This window comes from Facklamia lactis, assembly GCF_015863205.1.
GTDB lineage: Bacteria > Bacillota > Bacilli > Lactobacillales > Aerococcaceae > Facklamia > Facklamia lactis.
Window position 1 is genome coordinate 126,204 of sequence record NZ_JACBXQ010000003.1, and the last position, 24,340, is coordinate 150,543.

The following is a 24,340-nucleotide window of genomic DNA, read 5'->3' on the forward strand; positions in this document are numbered from 1 at the left end:
ATGACAGCTAATCTTGCACAAAAATTTTATATCATTTCTGATTCAGTGGGAGAAACTGCCCTTAGAGCTACTAACGCAGCCTTGGCTCAATTCCCCCAATTAACAAATACTAGTTTAAAACGTTTCCCTTTTATCAATAGTTTAGATGAGCTAATCCCAATTCTCAATGAAGCTAAAATGGTCAACGCAATTATTATTACCACACTTGTTGATGATAATCTTGAATCTTATGCATCTACTTTCGCAAAAGATAATCATCTATCTTATCATAATGTGATTGACCCTATCCTAAATATCATTAGCGAACGAACCGGACTCATCGCAAGTGAACAATCTGGAACCCTTCATCGTCTTGATGATCACTATTTCGACCGAATTCAAGCTATTGAATTCGCAGTCAAATATGATGACGGAAAAAATAGAAAAGGGTTTGAACTTGCTGACATTGTGTTGTTAGGAGTCTCTCGATCTTCTAAGACACCTTTGAGTATGTATTTAGCCAATAAATCATATAAAGTAGCGAATCTTCCTATTTTTCCAGAAGTTCATATTCCACAAGAAATATATGAAGCAGATTCTCGCAGAGTGTTTGGCTTAACTGCATCTCCTCTTTATATTCAAAAAATCCGAAAAAAGCGGGTCGAAATGATGGGACTAGGCTCAGATGCCAGTTATTCTTCATTAGAACGAGTTAAACAAGAGTTAATGTTTGCAGACGATCTATATCACCGTCTAAATGCAAGCGTCATTAATATTGAAAATCAATCTATTGAAGAATTATCCGAACAAATTATTAGTCGCTATAATGAACTTCTAGCATAAAACAATTTTCTGAATAGCCAACCACATTAACATCCATGTAATAAAAATCAACTCATGCTCTAAATACCAAGCTCACAATATATTAGTAATAAAAAAAACAGTTGAATCATATGATTCAACTGTTTTTATACTAATTTTGTAAATACCTTATTTAATACCCATGATGTTCTTCATTAGAACCTGCTTCAACTTCTTGATCAATCGTTTGTTCTAAATTATTCAACTGACGCGAAGCAAATTCTCGACCGCCAAGTCCAACTGCTATAGCAAAAGCGATAGCCACTGCACTCAAAATAATGATAAAAGCTGCGTTAACAATTGTTGGAGCAAATTGCAATTGGTCTAGAGTCATGAAAATCGCTAAAATAATGATAGCATATCTTACAAACTCTCCAAATAATTTACTACCAGAAACTTCTTTTAAGAAACTTGCTAAGACATTACCTCCAATAACTCCTACTGCTAATATTAAAGCCGCAGAAATAACATCAGGAATATAAGAAATAATAGAAGTTCCAATTGAATTTAAAACCTCGAGATTTAAGACCGATACAGCTTCAACAATAAAGAAGATCATTAATAATGCTTTAGCTACTTGGGCTACAACATTTGAAATTTGAATTTTACTTTCACCTTTAAAATTCAAATATTTTGAATATTGATCGATCCCTGAAGTTTTTAACAGACTTTCTACTAAGTCGCCTAATAGTTTTGAGATAAAGCCACCCACAAAGACTAAAATTACTGCCACAATAATATTAGGAATAGCACTCATCACACTGTTTAAAACACCTACAATGGGTTCTGAAATAGTCCGAATTCCCAATGTCTCTAAGGCAACAGTTAAAATTGGAATAAAAATCAATACATAGACTACTGTTGATAATACTTCTGCGAATTTCGCTTCATTTACATTATCAACCTGCCCAATCTGACCCGTCAGTTTGCTATACCATTTATCAATATTAAAACCTTCTAAAAGATTTTGAACTAACTGTTTAATAAACTTACAAAATAGATTACCAATAAACAAAATCAATCCGGCAGCAACAATATTTGGTATAAAGGCGAAGAATTTACTGAACATGTTAGATATTGGATCCACCACACCAGATAAGCCTAAGCCATTTAAAATAAAAGGTACAAAGAATAAAACAATTATAAAATAAAGTAACGTTCCAATTGTCTCAACAAACGCAATTGATTCCTCATCTGTACGAGCCAATCCCCATTTTTGTAATTTAAGATCAAAGTCAATCCCCTCTAACCCTTTAATTACATATTTCTTAGCAAAATGGGCTAAGATTAGCGCTGCTATTAGAAGCAATACCGACCCTACCATACCTGAAATCGAACCCACTAAACTGTTAAAGTCCATGGTCATTCCCCTTTCTATACATAAGCTTTACTACCTAATTATAACATTCAGGTAAACTTCTCACCAGAGATTCAGTAAATAGAATATAAAAAAAGCATTTTGCATGAGCAAAATGCTTTTTAAAATTAATTATTTTTCAATTTCAGTTACTGTACCAGCACCAACTGTACGTCCACCTTCACGAATAGAGAAGCGAGTTCCATCTTCAATCGCAATTGGGTGAATTAATTCTACTGTCATTGATACATTGTCTCCAGGCATAACCATTTCTGTACCTTCAGGTAATTCACAAATTCCTGTTACGTCTGTTGTACGGAAGTAGAATTGTGGACGGTAGTTAGAGAAGAATGGTGTATGACGTCCACCCTCTTCTTTTGATAATACGTATACTTCAGCTTTGAAGCGAGTATGAGGAGTAATTGAACCAGGAGCTGCTAATACTTGTCCACGTTCAATATCTTCACGGGTAACACCACGTAATAAAGCCCCAATATTGTCTCCAGCTTCAGCATAGTCTAACATTTTACGGAACATTTCCACACCAGTTACAGTTGATTTCATTGTTTCGTCAGCAATACCAACGATTTCAATTTCATCTCCAACACGAACTTGTCCACGCTCAACACGACCAGTAGCAACTGTACCACGACCAGTAATTGAGAATACGTCCTCAACTGGCATCATGAATGGCTTGTCGATTTCACGTTCTGGTTCTGGAATGTAAGCATCTACTTCTTCCATTAATTCTAAAATCTTAGCTTCATAGTCTGCATCGCCTTCTAAAGCTTTAAGAGCAGATCCTGCAATTACTGGAATGTCATCTCCTGGATAGTCATATTCTGAGAATAATTCACGAACTTCCATTTCAACTAATTCTAATAATTCTTCGTCATCAACCATGTCAACTTTGTTCAAGAAGACTACGAAATAAGGAACACCAACTTGACGTGATAACAAGATATGCTCACGTGTTTGAGGCATTGGTCCATCTGCTGCAGAAACTACCAAGATAGCTCCATCCATTTGTGCAGCACCAGTGATCATGTTTTTAACATAGTCCGCGTGTCCTGGAGCGTCAATATGTGCATAGTGACGATTTGCAGTTTCATATTCAATATGTGAAGTATTGATTGTGATTCCACGTTCTTTTTCTTCAGGTGCATTATCGATTGATGCATAGTCTTTTGCTTCACCGAAACCATTTTTTGCTAGAACAGTTGCAATCGCAGCTGATAAAGTAGTTTTACCGTGGTCAACGTGCCCTAAAGTTCCGATATTAACATGTGGTTTGGTACGTTCGTATTTTTCTTTTGCCATTGTGAGTAAATCCCCCTAATATTTTTTAAAAGTTTATAGATTAAGCAATCTATCAAAATTATTATACCGAGATCTCTAGGGAAATTCAATGAATTCCCTAGATTCGGTTTTTACAAGTTTATAAACTTGCAACAATGTATACATTAATAATTATGCTTCTGATGAAGATCCACCATATTGTTTGATTATATCTTCTGCAATTGATTTTGGAACATCTTCATAGTGATCAAATTGCATCGTAAATGTTCCACGTCCCTGTGTAGATGAACGTAAAGTTGTCGCATAACCAAACATTTCTGATAATGGAATAAATGATTTAACAATTTGTGCATTTCCACGTGTTGAAGTTCCTTCAATACGTCCACGACGTGAATTAACGTGACCCATAACATCTCCTAAATATTCTTCAGGAACCGTTACTTCTACAGCCATCATTGGTTCAAGAATAGATGGTTGTGCTTTCTTAGCCGCCGCTTTAAGCGCCATTGAAGCAGCCACTTTAAAGGCAGTCTCTGATGAATCGACATCATGGTACGATCCGTCGTAAAGTTTAGCTTTGATATCTACTAATGGGAAACCAGCAAGCACACCGTTTTCCATTGAATCTTTCAGGCCGGCTTCAACTGCTGGTATATATTCACGAGGTACAACCCCACCAACAATTGCATTCTCAAATTCAAAGCCAGCGCCTTCTTCATTTGGTTCGAACTCAATCCAAACATGTCCGTATTGACCTTTACCACCTGATTGACGAACAAATTTACCTTCTGCTTGTGTTGCTGCACGGAATGTTTCACGGTAAGATACTTGCGGAGCCCCAACAGTTGCTGAAACTTTAAACTCACGCTTCAAGCGGTCTACAATAATATCTAAGTGTAATTCTCCCATACCCGCAATAATGGTTTGTCCTGTTTCATGGTCTGTTGATGCACGGAATGTTGGATCTTCTTCCGCTAATTTAGCTAATGCAATACCCATCTTATCTTGGTCAGCTTTTGAATCAGGTTCAATCGCAACTTCAATAACTGGATCTGGGAATTCCATTGACTCTAAAATAACTGGGTTTGCTGGATCACATAAAGTATCTCCAGTTCCAGTATTTTTAAGCCCCACTGCAGCAGCGATATCTCCAGAGAACACTTCAGAAATTTCCTCACGAGAGTTTGCATGCATTTGTAGAATACGTCCAACACGCTCACGATTATCTTTGGTAGCGTTCTGTACATAAGAACCAGATTCTAAAGTACCAGAATATACACGGAAGAAAGTTAAACGTCCAACAAATGGATCCGTCATAACTTTAAAAGCTAAAGCTGCAAACGGTTCATTATCATCCGCGTGGTGTTCAATTTCCTTATCTGTTCCTGGTTCAAAACCAATAATTGGCGGAACATCTAGTGGACTTGGTAGGTAATCAATCACCGCATCTAAAAGCAATTGAACCCCTTTATTCTTGAAAGCAGTTCCGCAAAAAACAGGATACATTTCAACAGCACAAGTTGCTTTACGAATCGCTGCTTTAAGAGTAGCTTCCTCAATCTCTTCACCTTCAAGATAAGCCATCATGATTTCTTCATCAGTATCGGCCACTGCTTCAACAATTTTGTTATAAAATTCTTCAGCTTTATCTTGTAATTCTTCAGGAATATCAATTTCCTCAATCTCAGTTCCTAGGTCATTATTGTATAGGTATGCTTTTTTATGAACAACATCTACAATACCGCGGAAATCATCTTCTGATCCGATTGGAATTTGCATTGCAACCGCATTGGCATCTAGTCGATCATGTAAAGTTGTCAATGAATACTCAAAATCAGCTCCTAATTTGTCCATTTTATTGACAAAAACAATACGTGGAACTCCATAAGTAGTTGCTTGACGCCAAACTGTTTCAGTTTGTGGCTCTACCCCTGATTGAGCATCTAGCAAGGCAACCGCACCGTCTAATACACGTAATGAACGTTCTACTTCAACAGTAAAATCCACGTGTCCTGGTGTATCGATAATGTTTACACGATGACCTTTCCATTGTGCTGTTGTTGCAGCAGACGTAATTGTAATTCCACGTTCTTGTTCTTGCTCCATCCAGTCCATCTGAGCTCCCCCATCATGGGTCTCACCGATCTTATGGATTTTACCAGTATAGTACAAGATACGTTCTGTAGTCGTTGTCTTACCAGCATCAATATGGGCCATAATACCAATATTACGAGTGTTTTCAAGAGAAAATTCTCTTTTTGCCATCTATATTTACCCCTCTTTCATTTAATGAATAGATGTTGATACAGCACCAGCCTATACAAAATAAACCGGCAACTCTATTATAAATCTTACCAACGGTAATGTGCAAAGGCTTTGTTCGCTTCTGCCATTTTGTGCATATCTTCACGTTTTTTGACAGATGCTCCAGTATTATTAGCAGCATCCATAATCTCACGTGCTAAACGTGTTTCCATTGTTTTCTCTCCACGTAAGCGTGAATAGCTAACTAGCCAACGAATCGCTAAAGTATAACGACGTTCCGGACGAACCTCAACTGGTACTTGGTAGTTGGATCCTCCAACACGACGAGCCTTTACTTCTAATAATGGCATGATGTTCTCAATCGCTTGTTCAAAAACCTCCATTGGGTCTTGACCAGTTTGCTCACGAACAACATCAAAAGCACTATATAAGATAGAAGATGCTTTTCCACGTTTGCCATCAACCATCAAACGGTTAATAGTACGTGTTACTAATTTTGAATTATAAATTGGATCTGGTAATACTTCACGTTTTGGAATATTCCCTTTACGAGTCATTCAAACTCCTCCTTTCGCTAATATGATTAAAACTTTATTTAATTATGCTTTATTTTGGTTTCTTAGTTCCGTACTTAGAACGGCTTTGTTTACGATCATTTACCCCAGCCGTATCCAATGCTCCACGAACAATATGGTAACGAACCCCTGGTAAGTCTTTTACACGTCCACCACGAATTAATACCACACTATGTTCTTGTAAGTTATGCCCTTCTCCTGGAATATACGCCGTCACTTCCATCAAGTTTGATAGACGCACACGCGCATATTTACGTAAAGCCGAGTTCGGTTTCTTAGGAGTCATTGTTCCCACACGTGTACATACACCACGTTTTTGCGGAGACATTGTTGTTGTGTTTGAACGTTTGAAGCTGTTATAACCTACGTTTAAAGCAGGTGACTTAGATTTTGTCATCTTTGATTTACGAGGCTTATTAACTAATTGATTAATTGTTGGCATCAAAAGTCCTCCTTCCATTTTTTCTTAGTCCACACATCCAAGTGTGTCATTAAATTATATAAAATTATCGCAGCTTCGCTTTTCACGAGAATCTGCGCTCCAGGGTGATTCTATAGCAGTCAGCACGACTGGTAAACAGGAATCTGTCAATAAAAACACCTCCATTATCATAGCATGATCTTATGGAGGCGTCAATTGTTTTTTTAATGGTTTCTCAATGTTGGGAATAATAAAACATCACGAATTGATTGTGAACCTGTTAATAACATCACGAAGCGATCAATTCCTATCCCTAACCCACCTGTTGGTGGCATTCCGTGCTCCAAGGCTTCTAGGAAATCTTCATCCACTGGGTGCGCTTCGTCATTACCTGCATTTTTTTCTTGCATTTGAGCTTCAAAACGTTCACGCTGATCAATCGGATCGGTTAATTCTGTAAAAGCATTGGCATACTCTTTCCCTACAATGAATAGCTCAAAGCGATCTGTAAATCGATCGTCTTCTTCATTCTTTCGAGCTAGAGGTGATATTTCTACCGGATGACCATACACAAAGGTCGGCTGAATGAGTGTATGCTCAACTTTTTCTTCAAAGAAATTATTGATAATATGGCCAATCGTTGATTCATGTTCCTGAATAGGGACATGGTGATCCTTCGCAAGATTTTTCGCTTCTTCAAATGTCATTTCTTGCCAGAAATCTACTCCTGTTTCTTCTTTAATTAAATCAACCATGTGCTTGCGGACCCAGGGTGTCTCTAAATCAATCTTTTGTCCATCATATTCAACCTCTGCACTCCCCAACACTCGTTTGGCAACCTCTCGCATTAGCCCTTCCGTTAAATCCATCACATCCGTAAAAATAGTATAAGCCGTATAAACTTCCAACATTGTAAATTCTGGATTATGTGTGGTGTCAATACCTTCATTTCTAAACACTCGTCCGATCTCATAGACACGTTCCATTCCACCTACAACCAAGCGCTTCAAATGCAACTCTAAAGCAATTCTTAAATAAAGTTCCATGTCTAAAGCGTTATGATGGGTAATAAATGGTCTAGCCGAAGCTCCTCCAGCCAAATTATGTAGAACAGGAGTCTCTACTTCTAAATAGTCACGGTCATCTAAGTAATGACGAATTTCCCTGATAATTTTTGATCGTTTTACAAACCGATCATAGCTTTCTTGGTTCGCAATCAAATCTAAATACCTTTGACGATAGCGTTGTTCAACATTCGTTAAACCGTGAAATTTATCAGGCAATGGGCGTAAAGCTTTTGTAAGTGGAACAAATTCAAAAGCTCGCACTGATAATTCTCCTGTATTCGTTCTAAAGAGTCGTCCAACCACTCCAACAATATCTCCCAAATCTGCAGCTGTCCACCAAGGAAAAACTTCCTCACCTACTTCATCTTGACGAACATAAATTTGTATACGTCCTTTCATATCTTGAAGATGAGCAAAGCCTGCTTTCCCTTTGCCTCGTTTCGAAACCATTCGACCTGCTATCTTAACTACAATTGCTTCTTGTGCTTCAAGATCTTCTTTACTTAGTTCATCATATTTTTCTATTAAGTCACTTGAATAATGCTGACGTTCAAAGCCAGCAGCAAATGGATTGAAGCCATTTTCATTCATGGCTTGCATTTTGTCTCTTCTTACCAATAATTGGTCATTTAACTCTTCCGACAATTGACTATGTTCTTGTTCTGACATTATTGCTCTCCCCTATCTTAGCCTGATGTCTATTCTTGTTCTATTCTACCCGATCTCTCCAACTTTGTCATGACCTCTTTGCCACTACTCTGCTTGTCTCTCTAAAATTTGCTTTAAATCCTCTTCATTAAAGAAATATTTTTTATTACAAAAATGACAGCATACCTCAGCACCATGGTCTTCCTTAATCATTTCCATTATTTCACTTGGACTAATGACCGTCATCGATTCGGTAAAAGAATCTTTACTACAAGGACAACTATAAGCCACTTGTTGTGTAGCAATCACCCTATAATTACCCTCTCCCACTAGCTTCTCCAGCAAATAAGAAAGCCCTTGGGATTGGTCGATTAAATCAGACAATTTTCCTAATGAAGCGATTCTCTTTTCAAGTTCATCTACCGTTTCTTCACTCGCTCCTGGCAAAACTTGGATCATAAAACCTCCCGCAGACAACACTTTTTCATCTGGATTAATTAATACACTTAAACCAAATGCCGAAGGAGTTTGTTCTGAAACAGCCATATAATAAGTGAAATCTTCTCCTAACTCACCAGAAATTAGAGAAACCTGCCCTGTAAAAGGATCTCCTCCAGCAATATTTCTTCTTACTTGCAAAAGTCCTGGTAAACCAACAGCAGCCGCAACATCCAGTTTCCCTTCTGAATTTAGCTCTAAAGCAACATGAGGGTTATTGACATAGCCTCGCACTTCTCCTTGACTATTGCCATCGGTTACAAGCATTCCTAAAGGACCACTCCCCTTTATTTGAACCCCTAACTTGTCCTCACCTTTTAAATTTGCTGCTAACAAAAGGGTCGCAACCAAGCTTCTCCCTAAGGCAGCAGTCGCAGTATGCCAAGTATCATGATATATTTGAGCTTGAGAAACCGTCTGAGTTGCATCCACAACAAAGATCCTAATTTGATCATCATAAGCAAGGGCTTTTATTAATTGATCGGACATTTTTTCACTTCCTTGTCATTTCTATTTAATATTTTTACATAATGATTTTATAAGTATTTCATAAGAGAAGACAGGCAAGTGAGCCTGTCTTAATACATTTACTTTTACTGCTCATTATTCTGAGTTGTTTCATGCTTATCTGCTTCTAAGTTAGAAGAGTCATCCTCATTTTCAGCTTTCTCTTTAGCTTCTTCAAAGCTATCTGCTTTTTCAATTTCTTCTTGATCATCCGGCTCTTCGACTGGCATCTCTCCAGTTTCAAATAAGGATTTGATTTGACGTGCATCTAATGTTTCGATTTCTAATAACTTTTCAGCAATTCGATTTAATTGTTCACGATGCTCATTGATAATCTGATGTGCTTCTTGGTGTGCTTCTTCCATGATACGATGAATTTCTGTATCAATATCATATGCAATTTGTTCTGAATAAGCAATTTGGTTGCCAGCTCCATATTGACGTCCAGCAAAAGGCTGACTTTCTCCTTCATATTGAACTGTACCAATTTTATCAGACATTCCATACTTAGTCACCATACTTCGAACAATAGAGGTTGCTTGTTGAAAATCATTACTTGCTCCCGTTGACTGGTGACCAAACACAATTTCTTCAGCAGCTCGTCCTCCCAACAATCCAACAACTTGTTCAAACAATTCTTTAGAGGTAACAATATATTGGTCTTCTTTTGGCAACATGATTGCATAGCCACCTGCCCGACCTCGCGGAACAATTGTAACCTTATGAACTGTTCGTGCCTCACTCAAGACCATACCAATCACAGTATGCCCAGCCTCATGATATGCGACGGTACGTCTCTGCTTATCAGAAATAACCGCATCTTTTTTAGCAGGACCTGCAATTACTCGGTCATGGGCCTCATCTACATCTTCTTCCATAATTTCTTTACGATCATATCTTGCAGCAATAAGCGCTGCTTCGTTTAATAAATTTTCTAAATCCGCTCCGGAGAAGCCTGGTGTTTGTTGAGCAATCACCTTTAAATCTACATTTTTTGCTAATTTTTTATTGCGAGCATGTACTCTCAAGATCGCTTCTCGACCCTTAACATCTGGATTTCCGACTAATATTTGGCGGTCAAAGCGACCAGGTCTTAGCAATGCAGGGTCTAAAACATCTGACCGGTTAGTTGCTGCCATTACAATAACACCTTCATTACCTTCAAAACCATCCATTTCAACTAAGAGCTGATTTAAGGTTTGCTCGCGCTCATCATGACCACCGCCCATACCAGCTCCACGTTGGCGTCCAACAGCATCAATTTCATCAATAAAAATAATAGAAGGGGCATTTTTCTTCGCATTTTCAAATAAGTCCCGAACTCGAGACGCTCCAACCCCTACAAACATTTCAACAAATTCAGAACCAGATATAGAGAAGAAAGGAACCCCAGCTTCTCCTGCGACAGCTTTTGCAAGTAGCGTTTTACCTGTACCGGGAGGGCCTTCTAATAGAACGCCCGCTGGAATCCTAGCACCTAAAGCTGTAAATTTCTTTGGATCTTTTAAAAATTCAACAATTTCTACTAATTCTTGTTTCTCTTCTTCTGCTCCCGCTACATCGCTAAATCTAATTTTAACTTTTTGCTTAGAAACATCTTTGGATTTTGATTTACCAAAGTTCATAACACCTTTACCGCCACCATTGGCAGATTGCATCATGGTATACATTAGAAAAAGCGCTGGAATTAGCATTAATAAAACTGGGACAAAACTAAGCCAGACTCCTGCAGATGATTCAGGAATTGCTTTAAATTTTGTTTCGGTCTTATCTGCAAGCCCTGTCACTCGCTCTAGTGTAGCATCATTACCCAGTATTTCTGTTTCAAAAGATGTGGCATTTGGCGAACCTTGGAAGATTTGAACCAACTCTTCATCTGATTCTTCTGTTACCGTTTCGTTCTCATATTCACCACGAACATGATAAACTCCCGATCCAATCTGAACTTCAAATTCAGCTATTTCATTATTTTCTAATTGAGTAATAAACTCAGTAGAAGTAATCTTACGACTATTACTCATTATGGAGCTGCCATTTGTTAGCAAACTCACGATACCTAAAATAGCCAAACCGACGATCAAATACATAAATGTATTCCGAAACGGATTACGATTTCGATTTGGTTGTTGCATTCTGTGCATTTCTCCTTAATTTTTATTGTTTATCTTAGTTATCATAGCAAATTTATTCTAAACAAGCTATCTTTCTAACTTATGAATATATTTCAGGTTTTAAAACTCCTATATAAGGAAGATTTCGATATTTCTGTTTATAATCCAACCCATATCCTACTACAAATTCATTGGGAACTTCTACTCCAACATAATCCACAGTCAAGTCTGACATAATTCTCCTCGAAGGTTTATCTAATAAACTACATATTTTAATCGATTTTGCATTTCTGACTTTTAATAAATCTACTAAATACTTCAAAGTTCGACCTGTATCAATAATATCTTCAACAATCAGAATTTCTTTTCCATCCACCGTTGAATCTAAGTCTTTAATAATTCGAACTTCTCCTGTGGACTCAGTGGCATCTCCATAACTAGATACATCCATGAAATCAATCTCTAGATAACAATCCATTTCTCTGATTAAATCCGTCATAAAAAGTGCTGCTCCACGCAGAATTCCTACCACAATCACATCTTTACCTTGGTATTCTTCGGTGAGCTCTTTACCTAAACGTTTTACAGTGGCCTTCAGTTCTTCTTCTGTCACTAAGACGGACAGAATATCTTGCTCTAACATTTCAATCTCCTTTTCTATTTTCAGGATATATTCGGTGATAATGCATTTTATCATACTTTTAAATGAAGTTTAATACATCTTTTGGATTAATATGTGATGAGTAATTTGTTCTGGTCTTTCCGGAAGATACCTCGAAGATTTTTGTTGCCCAATCATCCAAATAACTTCTTCTTGATCGTTTACTACTAACCACATACTCTCCCGCTTTAATAAAGGAACTTTTTCATCAATTAAAATTCTTGAGACCTTTTTATGAAAGGTACTTTCATTAGACCTTAATTGTATCACATCTCCATCCCGTCGGTGTCGAACATGAAACTTAGGTAGAACTTCACAAGAAGATAAATCCATAGCATAGTAGGCATCCACTGCTTGCTTCATTTGATTACTTACAAAATGTTCATTAAATATTCCGATCCACATACCATCACCTAAACTATGCCATTTATTTAAGGATAGTAAATCCACCACTTGGTTAGGTTTTGCTTGTTCTATACCTTTAAGTTCTGACTCAATATAGATATATTGGTATTCTCGTCTAGAAATCCAACCTGAGGCCAAATTAAAGCTATAATTGGGAGTCAGCTGATTCGTAATTTGTTGATCTAAATATAATATTGCTTCCTTATCGTATTGGCCTATCTCATGAACTAACCTTTCTTCAAAAAAAATCGTTAAGTAAACATGACGAAGATCTTCTGATAATTTTTGCCATGCTTCTACATCCAAGACCCAATCTCTTTCTTTTATCTTCACTAGCAAATAAGGCTCTATCGCAATGAACCCTTGGTAATGGGCTTGATAAACAGATTGCATTTGCTCCTGCATAGAGATTAAATTATGAAAGAATTGCGGGTTCTCCTCTTCAAATTGTGGCAAATATAAGTTACGAACCCGATTCCTTAAATATTCAAGCTCTTGATTCGTTTCATCATCAAAATAATCAATATGATGATCTGCAGCATATTGATAAAGGGCTTCTTTTCGTTGAGTAATCAATGGTCGCAGCATTCGAGGGAAAACAACTTCTCCAGAGCTTGTCTGCATTAGTCTACGATAATTCGCATTAATTCCAATTAACCCTTTGAACGAAGTCCCTCGTACTATACGCATCAACATTGTTTCCACCGCATCATCCATATGATGTGCTGTCATCAAGCAATCAGCCTCACACGCCTGCACAACATCCGCTAAAAACTGATACCTAGCCTTTCGAGCATTCGCTTCAACGTTCGTTTTTGTCGGTTCTTGCCATTTACACACAAAATAAATCAAATCGTGGGCTTTAGCTGTTTCGACAACTAGCTTTTGCTCGATGGCATGCACCTCATCTGACCTTAAACGATGGTTAAAATGCGCAACGATTAATCGTACTTGTCGGTACTCTTGTAATCTCGTTAATTCTAACATTAAATGAAGTAAAACCATCGAATCTACTCCGCCGGAGATCGCTAATACAACAACTTTGCATTCATGCCACTCTTTCCAACTCTCTATTTTTGTTTTGAATTGGCGCAAAACTGATTCCATATTCCACCTCTTAGCCTTAAAGTAAAAAAACTGCAACAATGCCAAGCATTATATTGCAGTTAATCCTATCACTTCAAAATTAGCTACGTCTACCGCCACGTCCTCCGCGCTTGCCTTCGGTATTTCTCTTTAACGAAGATAAACGATCTTCACTATCTTTTAGAAAATTACTCATTAACTGATCAAAATCATCATTACTACGCTGTGCATACTTACCCGTTACATTTTGGTTAGGATGAGGGGTTGACTTTTGATAGTTGTCCTTCCCATGGGGTACGGTCGGATTTTCATTATGAAAATTACGGGGCTTGCTTGGATTAGAATCTCGTTTAACATGATCCATCTTACTTGGTTTGGAAGATGGTGTTTTTTTTGCCTCATCATTCGCTTTTCTTAATGATAGACTTATCTTTCCATCATCTGCTATCGACATTACTTTTACGGTGACTTCATCCCCCACCGTCAATACATCATTAATATCATTTATAAAATCATCAGATATTTCACTGATATGCACCAAACCAGACTGGTTATCCTCCAAAGCAACGAAAGCTCCAAAATGCTTAATCCCCGTTATTTTACCTGTGACCTTTTGTCCCACTTCAACAGCCATATTTTTCCGTTTCCTCCTGTAATACTATTCTTATTATCTATTATAACTTATTCTGTTATTTCTGCATTATCAAAAATTTCCTGATCTACAGCTTTCCCATCTTCTCCAATATCAAATACAATCTCTCCATCATCGGTATAATAATAATCTCGACGAGCAATTTTTGCCAAATATTCAGGATCTTGCGACCGTTCGTGCTCATCTTTAACCGTCTCATAATATTCTTGAGCCAATTGATAATTTTTTTCTGCCTCTACTAATTGTGATTTTACGGACTGAGTTGAGTCGATCGTTTTAAATAAAGGATAGGCTACTAACCCCATAATTAAGAGTCCTAATACTGTCAGAACGAGGCGAAAAGCCCCATGATGTGTTACATTTGTTTGATAACCTGTTGGTAATTGATTGCTGTTTCCTCGATTTTCTTCACTTTGTTGAAAAGGCAGTACTTTTCTATTTCGCTGATCCGTTATCGATACCCGCTGATTTTTTATCATAGTTTTTCACCACTTTCTCATTTTCGAGTATAGCAGTATTTGAACAAGATTGCACGACCAAACAACAATAAAATTAATCCTCAATTTTATTTTCTTCTAAAACAGTGTACATTTCCACCGCATCTTCTTTTTTGGTAGAATCTTGTAGGAGATTCACTTTAACTGTTAAAATTCGATTGCCAAATCGTATGCTAATCTCATCCCCCTCATGTACAGCGCTACTCGATTTCGCCACCTGGCCATTAATCGTCACTCTCGATTGATCGGCCACTTCTTTAGCAATGGTTCTACGTTTTATAATACGTGACACTTTCAAAAATTTGTCGAGTCTCATTCTTTACCTCATTTCTTATTACTTATCTCATTAAAAACTTCATTGAAATTTGTCTCTTCTTGCTGATATTCCACAATCACTTGATAGGCTTGCTTCAAAAATTTCTTGATTAAACTTAAAATATCGTAACTCGCTTTCCCTTGAACTAAAAATCTTACCTGCATCCGATCTTTCTGTTTAGTCACCGTTTCCTTGACCCTCACATCTTGTAAAGCTTCAAAAACTCTTGGTCCATATAAAATATCAGAAACTTCTCTACTAAAAGTAAAGGTAACATACTGGTGATGTTTTTTGACTGTTTCAACGCCCGTTTGACTTGCTATATATCGAATAAGCGCTATTTCTAACAGATCTGCCACCTCATCTGGATATTCACCATATCGATCTATTAATTGGTCCTGTACTTCACGATAGGCTGCTTCAGAATCAATTCGCTGAATTGCTTTATATGCTGCTATTTTTTGTCGTTCATCTTGAATATAATCAGAAGGTAGATAAGCATCCACTGCCAAATCAATTTCAATCTCAACTTGATTGGTAGAATTGTTATCTATATTTTTTCCTTGTCGTTTCTCTACAGCCTCTTTTAATAATTGTGAATATAGATCAAACCCAACAGAATCAATAAAACCTGACTGCTGAGAGCCTAATAAATTTCCAGCACCTCTAATCGATAAATCGCGCATTGCTATTTTAAATCCTGAACCTAATTCTGTAAATTCTCGAATAGCATTGAGCCTCTTTTCACTCACTTCACTTAACTGTTTCATTGGATCATACATTAAATATGCATACGCTAAACGATTTGTTCTTCCCACACGACCTCTTAATTGATAAAGAGTAGAAAGCCCCATTTTATCAGCGTGATCAATAAAAAGTGTATTAGCGTTCGGAATGTCAACACCCGTTTCAATAATAGTAGTGGTCACCAACACATCATATTGCCCTTGAATAAATTCAAAAAGAACATTTTCTAAATCGATTTCACTCATTTGGCCATGAGCTACTGCAACACGCGCCTCTGGGACCAGCAGGCTAATCTCTTCAGCTCGTTTGTATATGGTCGCCACACGATTATACAAGTAAAAACATTGTCCGCCTCGATCCATTTCTCGCTCGATCGCAGATTTTATGGCTCCTTCATTGCGTTCCATTACATAGGTTTGAACAGGATAACGATTGCTTGGAGGAGTTTCAATTACAGATAAATCACGAACTCCAATCATTGACATGTGGAGCGTTCTAGGAATGGGAGTAGCAGTTAGGGTTAATACATCGACTTCTGAACGAATTTGCTTCAAACGCTCTTTGTGCTTCACTCCGAAACGTTGCTCCTCATCCACAATTAATAAGCCTAAATCTAAAAATTCTACATCCTTTGACAAGATCCGATGTGTTCCTACTACAATTTGACATGCTCCTGTTTTAAGATCATACAATGTTTGTTTTTGATCGGCTTTACTAACAAAGCGACTTAACATTTTAATCTCAAAAGGATATTCAGCAAATCGCTCTAATAAACTAGTGTAATGTTGTTGAGCCAAAATCGTGGTCGGAACCAAAAAAGCGACCTGTTTCCCATCCATTAATGCCTTAAAAATTGCTCGCATGGCCACTTCCGTCTTCCCGTACCCTACATCTCCTATTAATAAGCGGTCCATCGGGCGATCTTTTTCCATATCTTTCTTTATTTCACTGGCTGATTGAAGCTGATCAGGCGTTTCGACATATGGAAAGGCATTCTCGAAATCTTCTTGTTCTGGACTATCTTTACCAAAAGCATACCCCTTTTCTTGTTCACGTTTAGCATATAATTCAATTAATTCATCTGCAATATCTTCTATTTTACTTGTAACTTTCTGCTTAGTTTTGGTCCATTCAGCACCACCCAATTTATGTAACTTTGGTGTTTTGCTTTCTCCCGTTGAAACATATTTTTGGATAAGATGTAGTTGATCAACCGGAACCATCACCCGAGCCTTGTTTTGATATTCAATCGCAAATAAATCACGGTGAACTCCTGATATTTCCATCGTTTCAATTCCAGTATATCGACCAATTCCGTGATTAATATGAACGACATAGTCGCCTATCTCTAATTCATTATAAGACTTAATCTTCTCTGCATTCGAAATTTTTTGTTGCTTAACCACTTTTCTTTTCATCCGGTTAAACAATTCTTTCTCCGTTACTAATACCCACTTTTCAAGTGGAAGCTCAAATCCTTGTGAGAGTGAACCCACTAGGATTTGGATCGATGTAGACTCCATTTCTGACTGATTCCGAATGATTGTCGATTTCATTTGGTTTTCAGCAAAAAGCTCTTGGACTTTTCCTGCTCTTGCATCCGATTCTACCACTATTTGAACTGAATGATCCTGTTTCAACCAATGATCCATTTCGGTTTTTACTAAAGGCATTTGATTAAAAAAAGGATTCATAGAACGATACTGATAATTAAACACAGCAGACCATTCAACTTTCCCCATCCCTTTAGGAACAACTGAAAAATAAAAAGTTTGTTGTTGAGCAGTACGAATTACTTCATAAACACTTAATTTGAGCTTTTGCTTCGGAAAAAGTAACCCTTTGGCCGTTTCTTGTTCCAACCAAAACTGATCCGTTTCAATCATTTGTAGTTCCATTTGATGAACTTTTGAGAATTCATTGACAACCAATCGACCACTTGCATGCATATAGTCCAAAAGACAAGTTCCATCAGCATCATAATAAGATAGAAAAGCCGAAGCATGACTTAAACTTTCTCCTTGAGATAGCCCCTCAAGCTGTTGACCCATAACTTTTTGAAACTGTTCGCGATAATCTAAATCCTTAATATTCTTTAAAGATGCCTGATATTTTTTTTGTAATGTAGATAAGATTTTATACTGTTGAGATGGACTAAATAAAATATCTGTCACCGGTTCTAGCATTACCTGATTTATATTAGCCTGTGAAATCTGACTTTCAGCATCAAAATAACGAATCGAATCCAAATCTGTATCAAAAAAATCTAGTCTTATTGGAGCTGAGCTATTTAAAGGATAAAAATCCACAATGCTCCCACGGACTGAAAATTCCCCAGGTGACATGACCATCGACACTTTCTGATAACCTAAATTAAAAAGATGTTTTTCGAGATCATCATGTTCGATCTCAGATCCAACTGTTAAACATTTTTGACTTTTTTGCCATTCCTCAACTGGTGTTAAACGCTTTCTTAAACCTGATACACCCGTTACAATAATCACAGGTTCTCCACTATGTAGCGTTTGAAGCACCTCAACACGTTGAGCAACCCCTTCTAAAGAAGCAATCGAATACTCTAGAGCCAAACTCTCTTCGGATGGAAAAGTCAAGACATTAACTGTTGGCAGTAAACTAGTTAAATCTTCAACTAATTGCACTAGTTTTACATGATTAGACTCCACAACTACCATTTGACAAGGTTGTCTCTGAAATAATTTAGCTATATAGACAGCCCTCGCGCTTCCATCGAGCCCCGTCACAAGAAACGGAAATGAAGCTTGATCTGGTTTATTAATGGTTTTTAAATCTTGTTCAAAAGCTTGCGTCTGTAGTATATCTAACATTTTTTACCCCTTTACCCTCTACACAACTGAGCATGAAGTTTTCACCTAAAACTTCAACTCTATTATCTAATTATACTGATTCATTACGGCCGCAAAAGAAGCTCCCTGTGCCCATTCTACTATGGCTTGTGTCGCTAAAGGTAATGCCTCATCCACAAATAATCTACTCTCCTTATCAAAAGGTGCTAACACATGATCGATTACTTTCCATCCCCCTTGTGGACGACCAATTCCAATGCGAATCCGATTTATCTCAGAACTTCCTAACAATTGAATAATACTTTTCATTCCATTATGTCCTCCGGCGGACCCTTTTTTTCTCAATCTTATTTTCCCAGGTTCTAAATCTAAATCGTCATAAATAATTAAAAGATCCTCTATGGCGATGCCATAATAACTCATAAGTGGAAGTACAGCTTCCCCAGAGTTATTCATATAAGTAAAAGGTTTAACTAGCAATATTTTTTCACTCTCTAGTCGCCAAATGGTATAATCAGCAGTAAATTTCTGATCCGTCATTTTAATTTGATGTTCATTTAATAGATAATCGATCACTTCGAATCCCACGTTATGCCGAGTCCCATCATACTGATTACCTGGATTCCCAAGGCCAACTACCATTTTCATAATTCCACCTCATTTATTTAATCTTCGACAATTATAGCATATTCGCCTCTCAAATGAAGTTTATTCATCATATAGATCGTTAATAAAAAATAATGTCCCTTGACGATCGTCAAGGGACATGAATAAATATATAATTAAAATTCTATTTCTACAGCATTCGTCAAAACATCCCGATAAGAAAAGGAAACTCGATCAATATTATTATCTTCGTTCAAATCAACAATAAAAATTGAACGATAAGTTTCTGCTAGTGTGCCGCGTCTTTCGCGCTTCTTCTTGCGCCCCATCTGTACGGTTACAACAATTTCTTCACCTAATTTGTCATCAAGTAAAGACTTAATTTCGATTAGATCTTTTGGCATCTTATCACCTCACGATTGTTATTATAACATGTAATAACAAAACAATCAATATACCATAAGATAAAAAAATGTTCAAGAAATTATTACAATTTATTTAACACATCTTCTAAATGATAATATAGCTCTGCATACTCTTCTATACTAAGCGTTTCTGCTCGTCTTTGGGGATTGATACCACTCTGCTCTAATACCTGTTGCAATTGAACCTCATCTAATTTTCCCTTTTGAATAAATTCGTTTTTCAAATTATTCCAAAGTGTCTTTCTACGCTGTTTAAAACTAACCTGCACAAGAGCTTGAAATTTTTCAGGGTCTTCTACTTCAACTCGGGCTTTCCCCCGTCTACTAAGTTTTAATACGGCTGAATCAACATTTGGCTGAGGAATAAAAACTGATTTGGGTACTACAAATGCAAGTTCACTATCCATTTCTAACTGAATGGCTACCGTCAAAGAACTATATGCCTTGGTTCCCACTTTAGCAGTCATACGTTCCGCCACTTCTTTCTGCATCATCATCACAAGACTTTGAAAGGGTAAACGACTGGATAGTAAATGCATAATAATGGGAGTGGTGATATAATATGGCAAGTTCGCTACCACTACTAAGCGATCTGCTTGGTGAAGCTTTCGATACCGCTCATCGGAAAAATTTACCTGCAGAATGTCTTGATGGATTAGCGATACATTCTCGTAAGAAACAAGAGTTTCTTCTAAAATCTCTATAAATCTCTGATCAATTTCAAAAGCAAAAACCTCTTTCGCATTCTTGGCCAAAAATTCGGTTAATGCTCCAATTCCTGGACCGATTTCTATCACCACTGTATTCTTGTCTATTTCTGCAACGTCTATCATATGTTGTAGAATTTGAGGCTCAACAAGGAAATTTTGTCCCAAACTTTTCTTCATCACTATTCCGTGCTGCTGCATTATTTCAATGGTTTTAGAAGGGGTTGCAATCAACTTATCATTCTTATCACTACACAAATCATTCACCTTCCTTCAAATAATTTTCAAGATCTTTCTGCTTAATACCATATTTATATAATTGTTTCTGTAATTGTTTAGCATTCAAATATCCTAAATTAAAATGCTTGGCTACTTTTTGACGTAACGCCTTCGAATGAGGATAACCCACTAATCTTAATTCAATTAAATGAGAAAGCGGAATCATTTCCAAATGAGTCTCTGTGGGAGGGGTCATTACTTGGGACAAAGCAAGTCGGATATCTTCTTTGCTTGCATGTTCAATTCCTAACGAAGCATGCTTCCTATTAGAAACAGTTTGTGCTTGAGATAAAAAAGCTTCTTTAACGCCTGGTATCGCTTCACGAATCATTCTACGAATTCTCAATCCTGAATAATCCGGATCTGTAAAAACGATTACCCCATATTCTTGATCAGCTTTTACAATTCGATCTATTATCTGCTTATCTAGGGCTGATCCATTTGTTTCAATCGTTTTAACTTGATTCCCAAAAGTCTCAATCAAACGTTTAGTATCATCACGTCCTTCTACAATAATCACTTCACTTGGGATGTTTTCTAACAAATTAGTCCACTCCTTCAGGGAACCATTTAAACAAATTCATAGCATTCCGAGTGGTAAGCTCAGCTATCTCCTCTACAGATAACTCTTTTATTTCTGCTAAAGTTTCTGCTACATATTTGACATAGGCTGGCTCATTTTTCTTACCTCTTTTAGGAACCGGTGCTAAATAAGGAGCATCCGTTTCGATTAAAAGTTTATCATGAGGAACCCATTTAGCCGCTTCACGTACTTCAATACTTTTCTTAAAAGTTAACACTCCACTAAAAGAAATATGCATGCCTAAATCTAAGAACTTTTTGACCATTTCACTATCGCCACCAAATGAATGCATGATTCCTCCTGCTTCCGGAATTCCTTCTTCTTTAAGAATTTTATAACAATCTAGACTAGCTTCACGGTTATGAATAGTAATCGGCAAATGAAGCTCTTTCGCAATTGCTATCTGTCGCCGAAACACCTTAGCTTGTACATCTCTAGGAGAATCATCCCAATAATAATCTAACCCTATTTCTCCTAACATATATACTTTGTCTCGATCTAACCAATCAAGCAAATCTTTTTCAAAATTAATATCATAGTGTTTCGCTTCAGTAGGATGGCACCCCACTACACTGATTAAATTAGCATACTTCTCACTCAACTCTAAACTTCTAGAAATACTTGTTCGATCAAAACCCACAACTGCCATGTAAGAAACAAATGATTCTTGAGCTCGTTGAATATAAGTTTCAGTATCATCATATAAGTCATCTGCGTTCAGATGAGTATGTGTATCAAATAAATGCATATTTCCCCTCCTATTTCAATCGCTAATCATACCATATATTCAGTTTTCTAGCGAGATATTCAATAAAAAAATGCCATACCTTCGGTATAGCATTTTTATCATTATTATCCAATTAAAGAACCGTTCTCTGCCTGATCAGGCGCAAAAAGTAGGTGCAAATCCTTACCTATTTCTGCTGATAAAATCATTCCTTGACTAATATATCCCATCATTTTTCTTGGTTTTAAATTTGCAGCAATTGTTACTTTCTTTCCAATTAATGCTTGATGATCTGGATAATGTTTAGCAATTCCCGATAAAATTTGACGATGCCCTTGATCTCCAGCATCCAGTCGGAAACGGAGTAATTTATTTGATCCTTCGACAGGCCAAACATCTATCACTTCCGCTACTTTTATTTCGACTTTCGTAAAGCTTTCAAAGTCAATAGATTCTGTCTCTTCATAAATTAATTCTACTTCTTCTGGTTTCCACTCTGTTTTCTCATCCATCAAATCATCCTTATCCTTTTCTTTTTTTCCTGTCATTTGCTCATAGATAAAAGAAATTTCCACTTCGGGATCTAATCTTGGAAAAATTGGAACACCTTTTTCAATTACATTAGCCTGATTTGGAAAGTCTCCAAATTTCAGGTTCATTAATTCCTTCTCACTTTCATTTTGTATCCCTAATTGAGTAAAAATACTATTAGGCACTTCAATCATAAAAGGTCTCAATAAATGAGCGATAATTCTTAATGATTCTGCTAAATGATACATCACTGATTTTAGGTTATCTATTTGTTCATCATTTTTAGCCAAAAGCCAAGGTTCGGTTTCATCAATATATTTATTACTTCTACTCACAATTTTCATTACCTCAGCTAAAGCGTGGTCAAAAGCCATTCTATCCATTTCATTATGGAAACTTTCAAGCTTCTTAGCAATCAATTCTTCAAATACTTCATCTGGCGAATTAATTTGTCGCCCTTCCATTTCAGTTGGAACCTTACCATTTAAATATTTATTCATCATCGCTACTGTACGATTTAATAAGTTTCCAAGATCATTGGCTAATTCTGAATTAATGCGGCTAACAAAATCTTCCGGTGTGAAAACAGTATCATTTCCCTGAGACAACTCACGAAGTAAATAAAAGCGCGTACTGTCTAATCCATAACGCTCAATTAATGTTTCAGGATAAATAACATTCCCTTTTGACTTAGACATTTTACCATCTTTCATCACTATCCAACCATGAGCATATATTCTCTTGGGTAAAGGAAGATCAAGAGCCATCAAAAGCGCTGGCCAATAAATCATATGAAAACGCGAAATATCTTTACCTAATACATGTACATTTGCTGGCCAAAATTTTTCATAAAGGGAAGGATCCTCTGAGTTATAGCCCAAAGCCGTAATATAGTTAGAAAGGGCATCAATCCAAACATAAATGACATGTTTGGGGTTTGAAAGAACTGGAACTCCCCAAGAAAATGAGGTTCGTGATACAGCCAAATCTTCCAAACCTGGTTTTATAAAATTATTGATCATCTCATTTTTTCTAAAGGATGGAACAATAACATTTTCAGAAGAGTGATAATACTCTATTAAGCGTTCTGCATAATTCTTCAACTTAAAGAAATATGATTCTTCTTTTACGAGAACTACTTCATTTCCAGTTGGAGCTAAACCTCCGATTATCTTTCCATTGTCATCACGATATACTTCTGCAAGCTGAGTTTCAGTAAAATATTCTTCATCAGAAACAGAGTACCATCCTTCGTACTCCCCAAGATAAATATCACCTTTTTCAAGTAAATACTCAAAAATTTTCTGTACAGCTTCAACGTGTTTCGGATTAGTCGTTCTAATAAACTGATCATTCGATATTCCAAGTTTTTTCCAAAGGTTTTGAATATCTTTAGCCATTTGATCAACGTATTCTTTCGGTTCAATTCCTAGATCTTCTGCTTTCTGTTCTATCTTTTGTCCGTGTTCATCAGTTCCTGTTAAAAAATAAACATCGTAGCCCATCAATCTCTTATAACGAGCCATCGCATCTGAAGCTAAAGTGGAATATGCATTTCCTATATGAAGTCGTCCACTTGGATAATAAATAGGAGTTGTAATATAATAAGTTGGTTTTTCGGTCACAAATGAGTGCCCCTTTCACAAATATATTTATTCTCTAATTATAGCACACTCTTAGCATCTTTAAATATTCAGCATACAAA

The 24,340-nt window shown here is 36.9% G+C and carries 21 protein-coding genes; 1 reads left to right on the top strand and 20 read right to left on the bottom strand.

Annotated features, from left to right (window positions below; genetic code table 11):
• A complete protein-coding gene (locus HZY91_RS06120) occupies positions 1–822 on the top strand; it encodes a pyruvate, water dikinase regulatory protein (RefSeq protein WP_197115392.1) in 822 nt (273 codons plus the stop codon).
• A 151-nt stretch (positions 823–973) separates the two neighbouring features.
• Here the strand turns inward: HZY91_RS06120 and HZY91_RS06125 are convergent, their stop codons facing one another.
• The 20 genes from HZY91_RS06125 to metG form a co-directional block, all read right to left on the bottom strand.
• Positions 974–2,200 (bottom strand): mechanosensitive ion channel, encoded by a 1,227-nt coding sequence (locus tag HZY91_RS06125; protein WP_197115393.1) that lies wholly within the window; start codon positions 2,198–2,200, stop codon positions 974–976.
• 129 nt (positions 2,201–2,329) lie between these two features.
• Positions 2,330–3,517 (bottom strand): elongation factor Tu, encoded by a 1,188-nt coding sequence (gene tuf / locus HZY91_RS06130; protein WP_197115394.1) that lies wholly within the window; start codon positions 3,515–3,517, stop codon positions 2,330–2,332.
• A gap of 150 nt (positions 3,518–3,667) precedes the next feature.
• Positions 3,668–5,761 carry an elongation factor G gene (gene fusA, locus HZY91_RS06135; RefSeq protein WP_197115395.1) on the bottom strand — a complete coding sequence of 698 codons (2,094 nt, stop codon included), beginning with the start codon at positions 5,759–5,761 and terminating at the stop codon, positions 3,668–3,670.
• Positions 5,762–5,847: 86 nt separating this feature from the next.
• Positions 5,848–6,318, bottom strand: a complete 471-nt coding sequence (rpsG, locus tag HZY91_RS06140; protein ID WP_197115396.1) for a 30S ribosomal protein S7 — start codon at positions 6,316–6,318, stop codon at positions 5,848–5,850.
• A 49-nt stretch (positions 6,319–6,367) separates the two neighbouring features.
• Entirely contained in the window at positions 6,368–6,778 is a 411-nt protein-coding gene (rpsL, locus tag HZY91_RS06145) for a 30S ribosomal protein S12 (protein ID WP_197115397.1), read from the bottom strand.
• 203 nt (positions 6,779–6,981) lie between these two features.
• Positions 6,982–8,493 carry a lysine--tRNA ligase gene (gene lysS, locus HZY91_RS06150; RefSeq protein WP_197115398.1) on the bottom strand — a complete coding sequence of 504 codons (1,512 nt, stop codon included), beginning with the start codon at positions 8,491–8,493 and terminating at the stop codon, positions 6,982–6,984.
• Positions 8,494–8,577: 84 nt separating this feature from the next.
• Positions 8,578–9,459, bottom strand: a complete 882-nt coding sequence (hslO, locus tag HZY91_RS06155; RefSeq protein ID WP_197115399.1) for an Hsp33 family molecular chaperone HslO — start codon at positions 9,457–9,459, stop codon at positions 8,578–8,580.
• Between the two features lie 104 nt (positions 9,460–9,563).
• Positions 9,564–11,609: an ATP-dependent zinc metalloprotease FtsH gene (gene ftsH / locus HZY91_RS06160; RefSeq protein ID WP_197115400.1), complete on the bottom strand. Its 2,046-nt coding sequence runs from the start codon at positions 11,607–11,609 to the stop codon at positions 9,564–9,566.
• 79 nt (positions 11,610–11,688) lie between these two features.
• Positions 11,689–12,231 carry a hypoxanthine phosphoribosyltransferase gene (hpt, locus tag HZY91_RS06165; protein WP_197115401.1) on the bottom strand — a complete coding sequence of 181 codons (543 nt, stop codon included), beginning with the start codon at positions 12,229–12,231 and terminating at the stop codon, positions 11,689–11,691.
• A 69-nt stretch (positions 12,232–12,300) separates the two neighbouring features.
• The gene (tilS, locus tag HZY91_RS06170; protein ID WP_197115402.1) at positions 12,301–13,761 is read right to left on the bottom strand and encodes a tRNA lysidine(34) synthetase TilS; all 1,461 of its coding nucleotides are present in this window, start codon (positions 13,759–13,761) and stop codon (positions 12,301–12,303) included.
• 79 nt (positions 13,762–13,840) lie between these two features.
• Entirely contained in the window at positions 13,841–14,374 is a 534-nt protein-coding gene (locus HZY91_RS06175) for a S1 domain-containing RNA-binding protein (protein ID WP_197115403.1), read from the bottom strand.
• Between the two features lie 47 nt (positions 14,375–14,421).
• Positions 14,422–14,871, bottom strand: coding sequence for an FtsB family cell division protein (locus tag HZY91_RS06180; protein ID WP_197115404.1), 450 nt, complete (start codon positions 14,869–14,871; stop codon positions 14,422–14,424).
• 73 nt (positions 14,872–14,944) lie between these two features.
• A complete protein-coding gene (locus HZY91_RS06185; protein ID WP_197115405.1) occupies positions 14,945–15,205 on the bottom strand; it encodes an RNA-binding S4 domain-containing protein in 261 nt (86 codons plus the stop codon).
• Positions 15,206–15,213: 8 nt separating this feature from the next.
• Entirely contained in the window at positions 15,214–18,798 is a 3,585-nt protein-coding gene (gene mfd, locus HZY91_RS06190; protein WP_197115406.1) for a transcription-repair coupling factor, read from the bottom strand.
• 66 nt (positions 18,799–18,864) lie between these two features.
• On the bottom strand, positions 18,865–19,425 hold the full coding sequence (gene pth, locus HZY91_RS06195) for an aminoacyl-tRNA hydrolase (RefSeq protein WP_197115407.1): 561 nt from the start codon (positions 19,423–19,425) through the stop codon (positions 18,865–18,867).
• A 134-nt stretch (positions 19,426–19,559) separates the two neighbouring features.
• The gene (locus HZY91_RS06200) at positions 19,560–19,787 is read right to left on the bottom strand and encodes a Veg family protein (protein WP_197115408.1); all 228 of its coding nucleotides are present in this window, start codon (positions 19,785–19,787) and stop codon (positions 19,560–19,562) included.
• 83 nt (positions 19,788–19,870) lie between these two features.
• Positions 19,871–20,716 (bottom strand): 16S rRNA (adenine(1518)-N(6)/adenine(1519)-N(6))-dimethyltransferase RsmA, encoded by an 846-nt coding sequence (gene rsmA / locus HZY91_RS06205; protein WP_197115523.1) that lies wholly within the window; start codon positions 20,714–20,716, stop codon positions 19,871–19,873.
• Between the two features lie 58 nt (positions 20,717–20,774).
• Positions 20,775–21,338, bottom strand: a complete 564-nt coding sequence (rnmV, locus tag HZY91_RS06210; RefSeq protein WP_197115409.1) for a ribonuclease M5 — start codon at positions 21,336–21,338, stop codon at positions 20,775–20,777.
• A gap of 1 nt (position 21,339) precedes the next feature.
• The gene (locus tag HZY91_RS06215) at positions 21,340–22,125 is read right to left on the bottom strand and encodes a TatD family hydrolase (RefSeq protein ID WP_197115410.1); all 786 of its coding nucleotides are present in this window, start codon (positions 22,123–22,125) and stop codon (positions 21,340–21,342) included.
• Positions 22,126–22,229: 104 nt separating this feature from the next.
• Positions 22,230–24,260: a methionine--tRNA ligase gene (gene metG, locus HZY91_RS06220; protein ID WP_197115411.1), complete on the bottom strand. Its 2,031-nt coding sequence runs from the start codon at positions 24,258–24,260 to the stop codon at positions 22,230–22,232.
• Positions 24,261–24,340: the final 80 nt, after the last annotated feature.

Excerpts from the sequence above, each read along its gene's own strand:
- fusA (WP_197115395.1), bottom strand. The coding sequence starts at position 5,761 with ATGGCAAAAAGAGAATTTTCTCTTGAAAACACTCGTAATATTGGTATT.
- pth (WP_197115407.1), bottom strand. The coding sequence starts at position 19,425 with ATGAAAATGGTAGTTGGCCTTGGGAATCCAGGTAATCAGTATGATGGG.
- tuf (WP_197115394.1), bottom strand. The coding sequence starts at position 3,517 with ATGGCAAAAGAAAAATACGAACGTACCAAACCACATGTTAATATCGGA.
- HZY91_RS06120 (WP_197115392.1), top strand. The coding sequence starts at position 1 with ATGACAGCTAATCTTGCACAAAAATTTTATATCATTTCTGATTCAGTG.
- HZY91_RS06175 (WP_197115403.1), bottom strand. The coding sequence starts at position 14,374 with ATGGCTGTTGAAGTGGGACAAAAGGTCACAGGTAAAATAACGGGGATT.
- HZY91_RS06180 (WP_197115404.1), bottom strand. The coding sequence starts at position 14,871 with ATGATAAAAAATCAGCGGGTATCGATAACGGATCAGCGAAATAGAAAA.
- rpsG (WP_197115396.1), bottom strand. The coding sequence starts at position 6,318 with ATGACTCGTAAAGGGAATATTCCAAAACGTGAAGTATTACCAGATCCA.
- rsmA (WP_197115523.1), bottom strand. The coding sequence starts at position 20,716 with ATGCAGCAGCACGGAATAGTGATGAAGAAAAGTTTGGGACAAAATTTC.
- tilS (WP_197115402.1), bottom strand. The coding sequence starts at position 13,761 with ATGGAATCAGTTTTGCGCCAATTCAAAACAAAAATAGAGAGTTGGAAA.
- lysS (WP_197115398.1), bottom strand. The coding sequence starts at position 8,493 with ATGTCAGAACAAGAACATAGTCAATTGTCGGAAGAGTTAAATGACCAA.
- HZY91_RS06200 (WP_197115408.1), bottom strand. The coding sequence starts at position 19,787 with ATGCCAAAAGATCTAATCGAAATTAAGTCTTTACTTGATGACAAATTA.
- hslO (WP_197115399.1), bottom strand. The coding sequence starts at position 9,459 with ATGTCCGATCAATTAATAAAAGCCCTTGCTTATGATGATCAAATTAGG.
- HZY91_RS06125 (WP_197115393.1), bottom strand. The coding sequence starts at position 2,200 with ATGGACTTTAACAGTTTAGTGGGTTCGATTTCAGGTATGGTAGGGTCG.
- rpsL (WP_197115397.1), bottom strand. The coding sequence starts at position 6,778 with ATGCCAACAATTAATCAATTAGTTAATAAGCCTCGTAAATCAAAGATG.
- hpt (WP_197115401.1), bottom strand. The coding sequence starts at position 12,231 with ATGTTAGAGCAAGATATTCTGTCCGTCTTAGTGACAGAAGAAGAACTG.
- HZY91_RS06185 (WP_197115405.1), bottom strand. The coding sequence starts at position 15,205 with ATGAGACTCGACAAATTTTTGAAAGTGTCACGTATTATAAAACGTAGA.
- mfd (WP_197115406.1), bottom strand. The coding sequence starts at position 18,798 with ATGTTAGATATACTACAGACGCAAGCTTTTGAACAAGATTTAAAAACC.
- HZY91_RS06215 (WP_197115410.1), bottom strand. The coding sequence starts at position 22,125 with ATGCATTTATTTGATACACATACTCATCTGAACGCAGATGACTTATAT.
- ftsH (WP_197115400.1), bottom strand. The coding sequence starts at position 11,609 with ATGCAACAACCAAATCGAAATCGTAATCCGTTTCGGAATACATTTATG.